Origin of the sequence: Pseudoalteromonas sp. UBA6610 (assembly GCF_002433295.1) — a bacterium.
Lineage (GTDB): Bacteria > Pseudomonadota > Gammaproteobacteria > Enterobacterales > Alteromonadaceae > Pseudoalteromonas > Pseudoalteromonas atlantica.
The window spans coordinates 39,110-53,194 of record NZ_DJHW01000115.1; the positions used below are offsets into that span (position 1 = coordinate 39,110).

Consider the following 14,085-nt stretch of genomic DNA (forward strand, 5'->3'; position numbering starts at 1 on the left):
CTCATAAAGGTTCCATTTTGTATTTAACATCAGGTTTTTTACTATCAGCTAAGGCTAATGATACCGCACAAGGTGTGCAATATGAAATTTGGTTAAGTACTAAACATGGTCCGGTTAAAAGCGTTTCGTCAACGCAACCTGTTCTTTTTTTTATAAAAAATACGGATGCAAATACAGTAAGTGCTATTTTAGCTGCTGAGTCTATTCTTCATGAAATAAAACCGCTTAAATTAAAAAACTTTCAGCAGCAAGATATGTGTGGCTGTTACTTTTACTCACTCAAACACTTTTATAGCGCGAGCAAAGCGTTAAAAAGTCGCGGTATTACACTTTATGAAGATGATATAAGGCCCATTGAGCGCTATTTAATGGAGCGCTTTATTAAAGGCGGAGCGTGGATCACGGGTAAACGAGTGGATCATGCACATTACACTGAAATTTTAGATGCTAAATTAAAAACCAATGCCGAATATACGCCTGTGCTTTCTAAGTTGTCACTTGATATAGAGTGCAATGAAAGTGGGGTGTTGTTTTCTATTGGCTTGGTAGGCTGTGGTTTAGATTGCGTAATCATGATTGGAGAGCCTGAGCATCACGACCCAGTGATTGGTTATACTATTATATGGTGCGCAGACGAGGTTGCACTATTACAGCAACTTGTAACACTTATTAAGCATTGCGACCCAGATATTATTATTGGGTGGAATGTTATTGAGTTTGATTTTGCAGTTATATATGAGCGTTCTGTGGCACTTGGAGTAAAACTATTACTAGGAAGAGGAAACCTTCCTTTATATGTTCGAAAAGGCCATTTTACACGGGTTTCTATTCCCGGGCGCTGTGTAATTGATGGCATTGATACTCTAAAAAATGCCACTTATAGTTTTGAAACTTTTTCACTTGCTAATGTAGCTAAAGAAATTTTAGGCGAGTCTAAATTAATTGAAACTAGTAACAGCTTACAAGAAATTATTCGTCAATTTAATGAAGATAAAATCGCGCTTGCTAACTACAATCGCCAAGACTGCATACTCGTTAATAAAATCTTCGATAAGCTAAAACTTCTCGATTTTGCTGTTATTCGCACACAATTAACAGGCCTTGAGCTGGAAAAACGCGGCGGCTCAGTGGCGGCTTTTGTAAACATGTATTTGCCTTTATTACATCGCAGCGGTTATGTAGCACCTAATATGGGCGACCATGGGCTGACGTTTGAAAGCCCAGGTGGTTATGTTATGGAGTCGGTACCGGGGCTGTATAAAAATGTCATCGTGCTTGATTTTAAAAGCCTGTACCCCAGTATTATGCAAACCTTTTATATAGACCCGCTTGGACTAATAGAAGGGATTGAAAACCCTGAAAACAGTATTGAAGGTTTTAATAACGCATTGTTTTCAAGAGAGCAGCACCATTTACCAGCGCTTATAAAAAGCCTAGCGCTACAGCGCCAGCGGGCAAAAGATAATCACGATTTAATGCTATCTCAAGCGATTAAAATAATAATGAACAGTTTATATGGTGTATTAGGCTCACAAGGCTGTCGTTTTTATGACCCACGACTCTCAAGCTCTATTACTTTGCGTGGTCATGAGATAATGCTGCAAACTAAAAAGTGGATTGAAGAGCAAGGTTATAGTGTTATTTACGGAGATACCGATTCGACCTTTGTAAAACTAACGGATGATTTAAGTGTTGAGGCGTGTAATAAAATAGGTAAACAGTTAGCTAAACACATAAACACATTGTGGCAGCAAAACATACACGCTAAACATAATTTAACTAGCCATTTAGAAATAGAGTTTGAATCGCTTTATAGCCCCTTCTTTTTACCCACCATAAGAGGTAAAAGCGTGGGGTCTAAAAAACGCTATGTGGGGCAGTTAATAAAGCCGGATGAATCAAAATTGGTTTTTAAAGGCTTAGAAACCGTAAGAAGTGACTGGACTAAACTGGCTCAACAGTTTCAATTTGATTTATTTACCCTCCTTTTTGATCAACCAGAGCAAATAAATGACCTTGTAAACGATTACATTAGTAAACTTTTACGCGGCGAATTTGATCATTTGCTGGTTTTTAAAAAACGTTTAGGTCAAAACTTAACCGACTATCAAAAAAATATCCCTCCTCATGTACAAGCAGTAAAAAAATTTCAGAAACAAAATAGTGAATTTACGCTAAAAAGAGGTGAATTTGTTACATTTGTTTACACAACCCACGGTGTTGAGCTGTATCAAGGGCTGCATAGCTACGACTATCAAATGTATTTAGATAAACAGATTATACCGCTTATCGGGATGGTTTCGTTTATTTGTAATATTGAAGTATCAAGATTGTTTCCTAGTCAGTTGCCTCTAATTTAATTGTACCAAATTCCTGTCCAGAAAGCCTGAATATCTATTTGATGTTATAACATTTACTTTAAAAGCCTGTTTTGTACCTACTTTATTTACATTTGGAATTTAATTTTAAAAAATCATTAACATTAGTTGGCTTTTAAATGGTTTTTGTTTAGTATTTGTATCAGTTATGGTTAACATGCTGTAACAATAATAAATAATTAAATAATAAGTCGCTTCTAACAAGTGGTGACCCAGGGAGAATCAAATGTTAAATAATCAAGTTACAAAAGCAGTGCGCCTAGCCCTTGCTTTTGGTGCAGCGTCTACTGCTGCTTTCTCTGCAAGTTCATTTGCCGCAGAAGAAGAGTCAGCTGAAAAAGTTGAACGAATCGAAGTTACTGGTTCACGTATCAAGCGTACTGATATGGAAACAGCTAGCCCAGTACAAATTACAACAGCAGAAGAAATTGCAGTTTCAGGCTTTACACGTGTTGAAGACATGTTAAACAGCTTACCTCAACTAGAGGCTTCTTCTACTGCTTTCCAATCTAATGGCGCTACAGGTACAGCAACATTAGACTTACGTGGTATGGGTTCGCAACGTACTCTAGTTTTAATCAATGGCCGTCGCGCACAAGCAGGTGGTATTTACACTCAATCGGCTGATGTTAACCAAATTCCAGCCTCTCTAATACAGCGCGTAGAAGTATTAACTGGTGGTGGTTCATCTACTTACGGTGCAGATGCAGTTGCCGGTGTTGTTAACTTCGTAATGGACGACAAATTTGAAGGTTTTGCTGTTGATGTAGGTGCTACGGCTTACCAACATGATAACGACAACGACTACATCCAAGGCCTAATGGATGACAAAGATTTTGATTACCCAACGGGTAGCTCTGGCCTTGATGGTTCATCTTTTGATTTTAGTGCTACTTTAGGTGGTTCTTTCGACGGTGGTAAAGGTCACGCTGTAGGCTACATTACTTATAATAAGCAAAACGAACTTCGCCAAGGCGCTCGTGATTACTCATCATGTGCTCTAAATGCGGCTGGTACGTCATGTGGTGGTTCAGGTAATGCTGTTGTTCCAAATTTCTACGTGTCTTCGCCAACTGCTGATGGGGCTTTTGATTGGTCTGATTACGACTACTGGACGCTTGACGGTACTGGTGGTTTTGAAGATTCAGTAGGTAACTTATATAACTATGCTCCAATAAACCACTTTATGCGTCCTGATGAACGCCATACGTTTGGTTTATTTGCTGATTATGAAATTAATGATAACTTTCACCCATACGTAGAAGCTATGTTCATGCGTGACCGTACTACAGCACAAATCGCTGAATCAGGTACGTTCTTTAATGAAAACTATAATATTGACTTCGACAGCCCACTTTTAACTGACCAACAGCGTCAAGACTTAACTGACCGCTTTGGTTTAACGTCGGGTGATCAATTTGCTACATACATCGGTAAACGTAACGTTGAAGGTGGTGCTCGTGCAGACCAATTAGAACATAACTCGTTCCGCTTAGTACTTGGTACAGAAGGCGAGATCAACGATATGTGGTCATATGATGCATTTGTTCAATATGGTTCAACGTCTTCTTCTTCAGCTTACATTAATGACTTCTTTGGTCCGCGTATAGCCACAGCTCTATCTGCAAATGGTGAAGATTGTGCAACTAGCGATGGTTGTATACCTTATGAAGTATTTGAGTTTGAAGGTATTACATCAGAAGCGGCCGGTTCTTTAACAGGTACAGCTATTCTTAACGGTGTAACAGAGCAATTTATTGTTGGTGGTTATGTAACTGGTGAATTTGACTTTGGCCTTCCTAGTTCAGATTACCCAATTGCAGCAGTATTTGGTACAGAGTACCGTGAAGAAACATTTAGCCGTACAGCTGATGAAGTATACGCACAAGGTTTATTACTAGGCCAAGGTGGTACTACTAAAAGCTTAAATGGTGAATACGACCTAACTGAGTTCTACACAGAAGTTAGCTTACCTATTCTTGAAGATGCACCTTTTGCTAAGAGCATTGCTGTTGATTTAGGTTACCGCTGGTCTGATTACAGTACTTCTGGTGCTGAGCCTACTTATAAACTAGCGCTTGATTGGAATGTAACGGACGATTGGAAAATCCGTACAAGCTATAACCGCGCAGTTCGTGCCGCAAATAATGGTGAATTATTTGCTAACCAAAGCACAGGCTTATGGGGCGGTACAGATCCTTGTGCTACTGATACTCCTTCATTATCTGCTGCACAGTGTGCTAATACAGGTGTTTCTGCATCTCAGTACGGTAATGTTTCTGCGAGCCCAGCATCTCAGTACAATGGTTTCTTCGGTGGTAACCCTGACTTAGACCCTGAAATTGCAGATACAATAACGTTTGGTATTGTTGCTAACCCATTTGAAGGGTTCAACTTCTCAATTGATTACTGGGATATTGAACTTGAAGATGCGATTGGTGCTATCAATCCTGAAGAGATTGTAACTAACTGTGCACTTACTGGTGATGCTGTTTTCTGTGATAACGTACAAAGGACATCTGGTAGCGGTAGCTTATGGATTGGTGATGGCCAAGTTGTAGCAACTAACGTTAACCTTGGTAAATTACATTGGGAAGGTGTCGATTTAAGTGCAAACTATGACTTTGAAGTAGCCGGTGGCATGTTAAAAGCTAACCTAATTGGTACTTACATGCTTAGTAAAGAGTACGATAATATTCCAGGTGTAAGTGAAGCATATGACTGTGTAGGTACTCTTGATAACAGTTGTTTTGCTCAACCTGAATGGCGACATGTTTTAACTCTTAGCTACGACATGGATACTTACTGGCGTGCAACTGCTAAATGGCGCTACTTCGGTGAAGTAAGCGATTACAGCGGTGATGATACGCTTGCTCAAGGCGGTATAAGCTCACAAAGCTACCTTGACCTTAAAGCTAGCTTCACTATTAATGAATACACTTCATTATTAGTAGGTGTTAATAACGTTTTAGATAAAGAGCCACCTCTTTTAGGCGGTAGTTTATCAACAAATGCTAACGCTATTGCTGGTTACTACGACACGCTGGGTCGTTATTTCCATACAACTGTATCATTTAAATTCTAATTATTTGTGATATAAATAAAGCGAGCTTAGGCTCGCTTTTTTTTATGGAGAAATTTAAGAATGACGCAAGTTAGCTTATCGCAAGCTTTAAAGGAGCTAAACAGTGGTCAAATCAATAAAGGAAAAGCAACACTTAATATATTAGCTGCTAATCAAAATACTGCAGAGCAGGCCCTTATTCTATTATTCAAGGTTTCAATGAGTGAAAAAAACCTTAATGAGGCTAAGCTAATTAGTGAAAGGTTAGTTTCGATTGTTCCAAACAAATTTGATTACATCAATACATTAGTTCAATTGTATTTGTCGAGCGGTGATTCCGATACTGCAATCAGCAAATTAAAAGCATTTATAAGCCAAAACTCTAATCACGCGCATGCTCATTTCTTGCTTGGCAGCTTAGCTCGAAAGTTAGGTAATGGATTTTTAGCTAAGCAGCACCTTTTGAGTGCGCAAGAAAATCAATTTCCCGATATTTATTTGGTAAAATTAGAGATAGCGTTAGTTTATTCTGATTTGTTAAATGATCATAAAAGCGCAATATATTGCTTAGAAGAAGCAATAGAAATTCAAAAAAACAATGTAAATGCTTATTTTAATTTAGCTAATATCTATGAGCAAATGGGCAATAAAAGCAAAAGCTTAGAGCTATTCCAGCAAGTGCTAGTTATAAACCCTAAGCATGGCTTAGCGCATGCTAGGCTTGCTGACATAGTTACATTTAACCCTGCTTTGGCGCTAGAATATGAGCAAGTGAGCCTAAAAATTATTAAGCAAGAAAAAGATAATTCGATAGTGGCTGATTTGTATTATGCCCTTGGTAAAGTATTTAATGATATTGCTGATTATAAAAAAGCTTGGGAGTATTATTTTAGTGCAAATAGAGTTAATCGTTCATATATACCGAAATACAATAAATATGAGATTGAAAAACTAACCAAATTAACTTTAGAACGAAAGGAGAAGCCAGTCACTAGCAATGAAAATAGTGAGTTAACACCAATCATAATTTGTGGCATGTTCCGCTCTGGTTCTACTTTAATTGAGCAAATACTTGCTGCATCTGATTATATTAGTGCTGGTGGCGAAATTGACTATATTCACAAAAATTTATTTAACTTAATTGCTAATCCAATTAAGCTCGAAAATACAGCCAGTACAATAGAGTTTAAAGAGGGCTATAACCGTGAGTTAGCGCTTAGAGCTAATAAGAGGGCATTCGTTACAGATAAAAGGCCTGAAAACTACCTCTATATTGACCAAATCAAACGTATTTATCCTAACGCTAAGATTATATGGACGGAGCGTGATATTCGAGATAATAGTTTGTCGGCATATTTTCAACATTTAGGGCCTAGCTTAAATTATGCTACTAACCTTAGCGATACACTACATTACTATACAGCGCAGCAAAAAGTTAAAAGCCATTGGTTAAAAAAATATACCAATGATATTTTTACGGTAAACTATGATGAATTAGTTTCAAATCCTGAAAAAGTTCTTATACCCTTGTTTGATTTTTTAGGTATTGAATATAAAGATGAAAGCAGCACATTCCATGAGAAAAGAAATATTGTAAGTACAGCGAGTGTGTGGCAAGTTAGAAAGCCCCTCTATACTTCTTCATCTGGTAGATATAAAAACTTTAGTGAGTACATTAAGCAAAATATATCTGAAAAGGAGTTTGAAGCGTTTTATAACTTGTCGCTTTAATACTTATTTACAATTTACAGCTCTCAGTAGAGAGCTGATATAATCTAATTCTGCGTTGGCAAATCTTTCATCTCCACCGAGGCTCTGCTTTTTCTCTATTAACTTCGAGGCTTATAAAGCTTGCTTAAAACAGTCGAACAAAATTGCGTTTGAGACTCTATTTTCTCTGAAAAAAACTTGCTAAATAGCTCCCATTAACAGCACCAGCACATTGCACAGCACTATGGGAAGTCCACTGAATTAGCTTTTCAATCATGGCAATATTATATAAGTTTAACCAATAGGCGCGCTGTTCATCTAGGCTGAGATCGTTCAGAGAGCCTTGAACTGGGACATTTTCTAGACTTAAACGAATTTTTTAAACCCACTTTTAAGACCTGTTTCTATAACCTCTTCAAAATAAAAGCGAGTGGCTTATAATGCTTTACGCTTATTTCTAGTTGATCTTATTCTTGTACCTATAGACTCCATTGACTTTAAAGCCGTTCTGTCCGACATCCATCTACAACTGTTAAGTCGAGGTGCTGGTTAAATCAGTATAATAAACCTTTATATCCCTATTTAAGCTCAAGTCAGAAAACTCTTCTGGAAGTAAAAAGCCATCAGCTAATACTGGATTTTAATCTAAAGTATAGGCATAACATCGCATGGAACAGTTAAACGTGGTTGTGTACTTTTTAAAGGATATGTACCGTGCCATATATAGCTAGGAAATATAACCATTTGACCTGTTTTAGGGCAAATACTTCGCGCTATCTCTTCTCTTTCTTTAAGGTTTAAACACGTTTCCCCTAGTTTTAACCAGCCACTTTTATTAGTGTCATTTTCATTTAATTCCTTGGGGAGAGAAATATAACTTGGTGCCGATAACCAGCCAGCAGGGTGTATATGGTTTGCATGAAACCCTTTGTTACCTAACTTGACTGACCAACTTCCATTCACTTTAAATGCATTATTATTTCTTGAACACAGAGGGTGTTTTTGGTCTTTTGGCAGATTAGCTAAATAGCTTGTTATGCAATTATTCATAGAATGCTTAAAGTCGTTTATTAGCTTGTTACTTCTAAATAAGAGATGCCCCTCTGTTTGGGTACCACTTCTTACACTTTGATCAATCAATTGTGTACTGTGTGCGTGTAAATTGAGTAATAGGTCAGTTAAATTTTCTAAAAATTGTCCGCTAGTGCTATACCCTTTTGGTTTTTGAAGCTCAAAAACTTTTACGTATTGATCGTAATTCGTCAGCCAATAATATTTATCGTTAGCTGATAAGCGCCACGCGGTGCTTAAGTAAGCCCAAACTTCTTGATTAAAGTAATCGTATTTTAAAGCACTTTCTAATTGTCTAATTGCTTCTATGTAGTCTCCATTTAATATAAGGTAGTGTGCTAAATCTATTCGGTACCTGCTTTCATGAGGTACTTTTTTAACTAATTGATTCAATAAATTAAAAGCTTTTTCATGGTCATTAAGTTTTCCTAATACCACGCTATGCGCATGAACTATTGCATGATCATTCGGAAATAGTTTTAATGCATTAGTTGAAACATCTAAGGCAGACTCATAGCTATCAGATTTAATAAGCTGTGATATAAAAGAATGTTCAATTACAGGGTGAGGTTCGTACTTCTGCTTTACTAATTTATAGCTACTTAAAAACAATTTTTTGTTTTTCGTTGAGTAGTAAAGTTTATTAAGGCTTTCATGTGCAGGAACATAATAAGGCGCAATTGCTAAGCATTTATTTAAATAGCGTTCACACTGTTGGATATTATTTAAATCTTTATAAATACAGCCTATTAAAAATAATATTTCTGGTGTGGTACTTTCCTTTTTTTCTATATTTAGTAGTAAACCTAAAGCCTCATTAAAGCGTCCCATACTCCTTAAATTACAGGCTCTTTTATAGCTTATATAAAAGTTATTCTGCTGTGCTTCAGGAAGCGTATTAATAATATTCTCAATTATATTTAACTCACCTAACGCCTCATGTAGCTCTATTTTCAACCATAGAAACCTAAACCCTAAATTAGTTGGTGTACTTATTAATTTCACTAATCTTTTAGCTTCAAGTAAGTGATTTAATTTTATTAATGCTTCTAGTTTATTTAAGGAGAGCTTAACTGAAACGGTTGTTGCTATTGTGTTTAATAGATTTAAACAACTCATAAAATCGCCCAGCTTACAAAGTAGTCCGGTATAGTTTTCTAGTAATGAAGTACTTGTAGGGTTATTTTTTAGTGCGCATTGATATATTTCAATGGCTTTATCATTTTTATTCAAAGCAGTTAAGCTAGCTGCTTTTAGTAAATGGGCGTCTAGATTTGAAAGTTTAAATTCATCAATTATATCAAGAGATTTTTGGAAGTTTTTTGTATTGTACGCAGTAAGAGCAGCTTTAAAGTTCTGCATATAAATTACATCCTGTTTATTTTTATATTAACAGGATGTAAAATACATTTGAATTTTAATTTTCGCTTTTATCAGTCGATAAGTCTTTAATGTTGACTGTACCCGAATTCTGCTCATTTTTTAGTTTTAATGCTTTTAATTTTTCAATTTGATCAGCAGAAAACCGACCAAAATCCATTGTTTTATTGGTGATTGAGTCAGAAATAAAGTTGAGGTTTACAGCTCCAACACCAGAGCCACTTCCATCGGCGCCCTTTGGATAAGTAGAGTTACTTACTACCGCATTAAGCATAGCTGCGTTATTAGTTGCTGAAGAGCCGCCGATAACTCTCTCAGTTCCAAATATATCTGTAATGCTCCAATCTTCAATTTTAAACCTAATCGACTTAGCATTTTTTACGTCGTATCGCATACTTGTATCTACATATTTTTCTAGGTGGTAATGCAGATCACTCTCGAAATTTTCAAATAAAGGTTTTGTTTGCTCGAAATATTTTGAGACGTAAAGTTTATTTTTTTTCCCAATGTATAAACCTCTGTTGGAATTAACAAATTCGTCACCATTATCTTCAAGCTGATGAAATACCTTTTTGCCGGAGTATGCTTCGGCTCTTAAATTAGGACTGCCAATATTACCCTGGTAAAAGCCATACATAACAATAGGCTTATTAGTGAATTTTTTAAAAACTATTTTTTGAATATCATTTAGAGACAATGCATGTCCTGAGACAGATAAAAACTTTTCTTCTAAAATGCTATTTTTACCAAAGAGTAACTTTTCAGTGTCTCTAACAGGGTAGTGTTTGAGTAGTTGTTCAACTACTGCGGTGTTGTAAAGGTTTAGCCAATAAGCCAACTGTTCATTTAGTGATAAGTTATTTAAAGCTATCTCATTGGGTAAGCTTTCTAGGCTTGTACGTATTTTATTAAATCCTTCACTTATTTCAGACTTACTAACTTCTTCAAAGAAAAACCTGTTAGCTTCGTTTTTTGTATTTTTCTTTCTTGACGAACGCATTTTTGTGCCAATCAATGCTTGCGATTTAGACGCTTTTTTTCTATCCGAACGGCCAGTATCTAAAACGGTCAATTTTAGAAGTTGGTCCAAATCGTCGTAAGAGACGGTAATATCATTATTGATACTAAAATCAGCAAACTCCTTAGGTAAGCCTTCAACACCTGCAAAAGCAAAACTGCTAGTGGTAAGGCAAAGTAGTAATAGCCATTTATACATTTTTATTTTCCTTTCTAATTAGATTAATTATTCAAAGTACAAATTTCACTCTAAATACATTTTATACACTTAATGCAAACAAGGTGAAACTAATTGTTAACCAAGGTTGGTTTTTATCGTTGGTTTTTGTTGGTTTGCCGTAGTGTTTTTTAAGTCTATGCGAGAAGCCTTAATTCAACAATAATGTATATTTCACAATAGTGATAAAAACGGTACATGTAAACGGAATGAAAACGCAAGCTTTTGTAAATAAAAGGTATTTTTGGTTATAGCTTTGTTGACCTTGTGCTTGAAATGATATTAATATTTGCGAGCTGGTTAATTTTAAGTATTAGCTAGCTGTATAAAAATAAACTATTAGAAGTATTCAGGGAGAATCACATGTTAAATAATCAAGTTTCAAAAGCAGTGCGCTTAGCAATTGCTTTTGGTGCAGCATCTGCAGCTGCGTTTTCAGCAAGTTCATCTGCTGCAGAAGAGGGTGTTGCTAAAGTAGAACGTATTCAAGTAACTGGTTCACGTATTAAGCGTACAGACGTAGAGACACCAGTACCTGTGACTATCATCGGTAGAACTGATATAGAGCAAATGGGTGCATTGAACGTAGCTGACGTTTTAAACCAATCACCTGTTGCTATTGCTGGTGCAGATCAATCTAACTCTTCATTCAGTACTTCTGGCGTAGGTTTAAACACAACTTCACTGAGAAACTTAGGTGAAGCGCGCACTTTAGTATTGGTTAACGGCCGACGTTTTGTATCTGGCCGTTCGCCTTCAAGTGGTTATGCCGTTGATTTAAATGCCATTCCTGCCTCAATGATTGAGCGTATCGAAATCTTAAAAAGTGCTTCTTCGGCTATATATGGTACAGATGCTGTAGCCGGTGTAGTAAATATTATCACTCGTGACAACGTAGAGGGTGTGGAAGTTAATGCTCAAACTGGTATATCAGGCGAAGGCGATCGCGAAAAGTACTCGCTAAACTTGACCGCCGGTAACAGTTGGGATTCTGGTAACGTAACCGTCGCTATTGGTTATGATGATGACAAAGGTCTAAAACCTTCTGACCGTGCATTTTCTGAGTTTGATGAAGCGATACTACTTGATGAAAATGGTAACGAGTATGTAGGGAAGGTATTCTCTTCGTATACTCCTCAAGGTAGAGTAGGCTCATATAATGCTGATGGCACCCCTTATACAGGGCTTGAAGGTGGTGATGCGTTTAACAGAGCGGATTATCGACAGCTTGTCACGCCTCTTGAAAGAAAGTACGCTGCCCTTAACATCAAGCAAGAAATTAATGATGAAGTTGAATTTTTTGCTGAAATGAACTGGAATTCATCAAAAACTTATAACTCGACTATTGAGCCAACACCATTTTCTACTAATGATGTATTCTTACCAGAGCGTGGCGGAGAAGGTGGGATAAAGCTAAGTAATCCTATGGTTCCGGAGTTACTTCGTGAAAATCTCCTTAATGACGGTTATGGACTAGATGATAACATTCCTGAGCTAGTTCGCCGTATGGTTGAGTTCGGTGCTCGTTCTACTGATTTAGAGCGTGATACTGTTCGAATTGCAACTGGTATAGATTGGATGATCAATGATGACTGGTCATTAAATACTTATGTATCTTGGGGTAAAACGGATCAACGTCAAGACAGTGGTGGCCAAGTTAACATTGAAAGAGCAGCACAAGCTTTTGATGTAGTGCAAAACGACGATGGTTCACTTCAATGTGCAAATGATTTAGCTGTTTTACAAGGTTGTGTACCTTTAAATTTATTTGGTGAGGGTTCTGTTTCAGCAGAGGCTGTTGATTACGTTAAAGTACCTGCCAAAATTGCTGGCCAAACTGAGCAATTTATAGTTTCAGCTTCTTTAGTTGGTGAGTTACCTGTTGAACTTGCAGGCGGTCGAATTGGGGTAGCTATGGGGGCTGAACATCGCCTAGAAAGTGGTTTCTTTAACCCTGGTGATTTAGCCCAAACTGGTGCGTCAAGTACTAACCGCTCACTACCAACTGATGGGAGTTACTACTCTAACGATTACTATGTAGAAACAATATTACCTATTTTAGATAATCTTGAGCTTGACTTAGCTGCTCGCTATTCAGATCACGAAATTGTTGGTGGTCAAACAACATGGAATGCGGGTATTCAATATTCACCAATTGATACATTGAAATTTAGAGCTTCAGCAGCAACAGCTATACGTACACCAAACATTGCTGATTTATTTGGTGGAAGAGGCGAAACTTTTGCTAATGTTACTGATCCATGTAGCGGTGTAACGGCTTCTTCGACAGGTAATGTAGCTCAGAACTGTTTATCAATTCCTGAGATTGCTGCTCGCGTTGCTGCAAATGGCTCGTTTGAATTAACACAAACAGAAGCACAAAGCACTGGTGGTTTCATTGGTGGTAATGAAGAAGTTCAAGAAGAAACTGCAGACACATATAGCTTAGGTGTTGTGTGGCAAGCAACAGAAGAGTTTGCTTTAACAGTTGATTACTATGATATCTCTGTGGAAGATGCTATTTCAACGACAAGCCGTACTACAGTACTAAATCGTTGTTTTGATGTAAGTGCTGCTGACTTTGATTCAACTTGTGGTGGAAATTCTTTACGTGACCAAAATGGTGCTTTAGTTGAAGTTAACTCAGGAACAAGTAACGAAAATAATATTGAAACTGCTGGTGTAGATATTGAATTAGCGTACAAGATTGATACTGAGCATGGTGAATTTGGTGCAAATCTGATTTGGAATCACCTGATAAAATATGATGAAACAGGAATCATAAGTGGTGAAACAGTTGAAAAAGCCGGTCAAGTATTCACACCAGATAACAGAGCTAATCTTAACTTAAGCTACGGCCTAGAAGATTTAAACCTTTCGTGGCGTATGCGTTACTGGGATCGTTCAAAGGATAGTGTTGATGGAGGTAACTTCAACTACACAGACTTTACTCCTCTAGAGAAGTATAACGAATTCCCATCAGTTGTTTATCACGATATTTCAGCGGGCTATAGCTTCTCTGATAGTACAAATGTGACATTAACTGTTCGTAACTTATTTGATAAGCAACCACCAGTTGCTAACCAAAGCTCTTCTAGCGGCGGTACAGGTATTAATACAGTTTCAGAAGCATATGATGTAACTGGTAGATACTTACAATTAAGTCTAACTACTAAGTTTTAATTAGTTATTAAATGTCAAAGCCGTGATTTTAATCACGGCTTTTTTTTAAACTCTAAAAAATAGCT

Annotated in this window: 6 protein-coding genes; 4 read left to right on the forward strand and 2 right to left on the reverse strand. The window is 37.0% G+C overall.

What is annotated here, in order from left to right; genetic code table 11:
• The first annotated feature begins 17 nt into the window (after positions 1-17).
• The 3 genes from B4F91_RS15380 to B4F91_RS15390 all read left to right on the forward strand — a co-directional run bounded on the left by B4F91_RS15380 (position 18) and on the right by B4F91_RS15390 (position 7,173).
• A complete protein-coding gene (locus B4F91_RS15380) occupies positions 18-2,360 on the forward strand; it encodes a DNA polymerase II (RefSeq protein WP_286936244.1) in 2,343 nt (780 codons plus the stop codon).
• A gap of 244 nt (positions 2,361-2,604) precedes the next feature.
• A complete protein-coding gene (locus B4F91_RS15385; RefSeq protein ID WP_248462442.1) occupies positions 2,605-5,463 on the forward strand; it encodes a TonB-dependent receptor domain-containing protein in 2,859 nt (952 codons plus the stop codon).
• Positions 5,464-5,523: 60 nt separating this feature from the next.
• On the forward strand, positions 5,524-7,173 hold the full coding sequence (locus B4F91_RS15390) for a tetratricopeptide repeat-containing sulfotransferase family protein (protein WP_286936246.1): 1,650 nt from the start codon (positions 5,524-5,526) through the stop codon (positions 7,171-7,173).
• A 624-nt stretch (positions 7,174-7,797) separates the two neighbouring features.
• On the opposite strand, the gene B4F91_RS15395 is transcribed toward B4F91_RS15390, so the two are convergent.
• Positions 7,798-9,585: a 2OG-Fe(II) oxygenase family protein gene (locus B4F91_RS15395; RefSeq protein ID WP_286936247.1), complete on the reverse strand. Its 1,788-nt coding sequence runs from the start codon at positions 9,583-9,585 to the stop codon at positions 7,798-7,800.
• 55 nt (positions 9,586-9,640) lie between these two features.
• The gene (locus tag B4F91_RS15400) at positions 9,641-10,819 is read right to left on the reverse strand and encodes a DUF547 domain-containing protein (RefSeq protein WP_286936248.1); all 1,179 of its coding nucleotides are present in this window, start codon (positions 10,817-10,819) and stop codon (positions 9,641-9,643) included.
• Positions 10,820-11,200: 381 nt separating this feature from the next.
• Between B4F91_RS15400 and B4F91_RS15405 the strand changes: the two genes are divergently transcribed.
• Entirely contained in the window at positions 11,201-14,020 is a 2,820-nt protein-coding gene (locus tag B4F91_RS15405; protein WP_138579826.1) for a TonB-dependent receptor domain-containing protein, read from the forward strand.
• The last annotated feature ends 65 nt before the right edge of the window (positions 14,021-14,085 follow it).

Coding starts and splice junctions, on each gene's coding strand:
- B4F91_RS15390 (WP_286936246.1), top strand. CDS start 5,524: ATGACGCAAGTTAGCTTATCGCAAGCTTTAAAGGAGCTAAACAGTGGT.
- B4F91_RS15395 (WP_286936247.1), bottom strand. CDS start 9,585: ATGCAGAACTTTAAAGCTGCTCTTACTGCGTACAATACAAAAAACTTC.
- B4F91_RS15400 (WP_286936248.1), bottom strand. CDS start 10,819: ATGTATAAATGGCTATTACTACTTTGCCTTACCACTAGCAGTTTTGCT.
- B4F91_RS15405 (WP_138579826.1), top strand. CDS start 11,201: ATGTTAAATAATCAAGTTTCAAAAGCAGTGCGCTTAGCAATTGCTTTT.
- B4F91_RS15385 (WP_248462442.1), top strand. CDS start 2,605: ATGTTAAATAATCAAGTTACAAAAGCAGTGCGCCTAGCCCTTGCTTTT.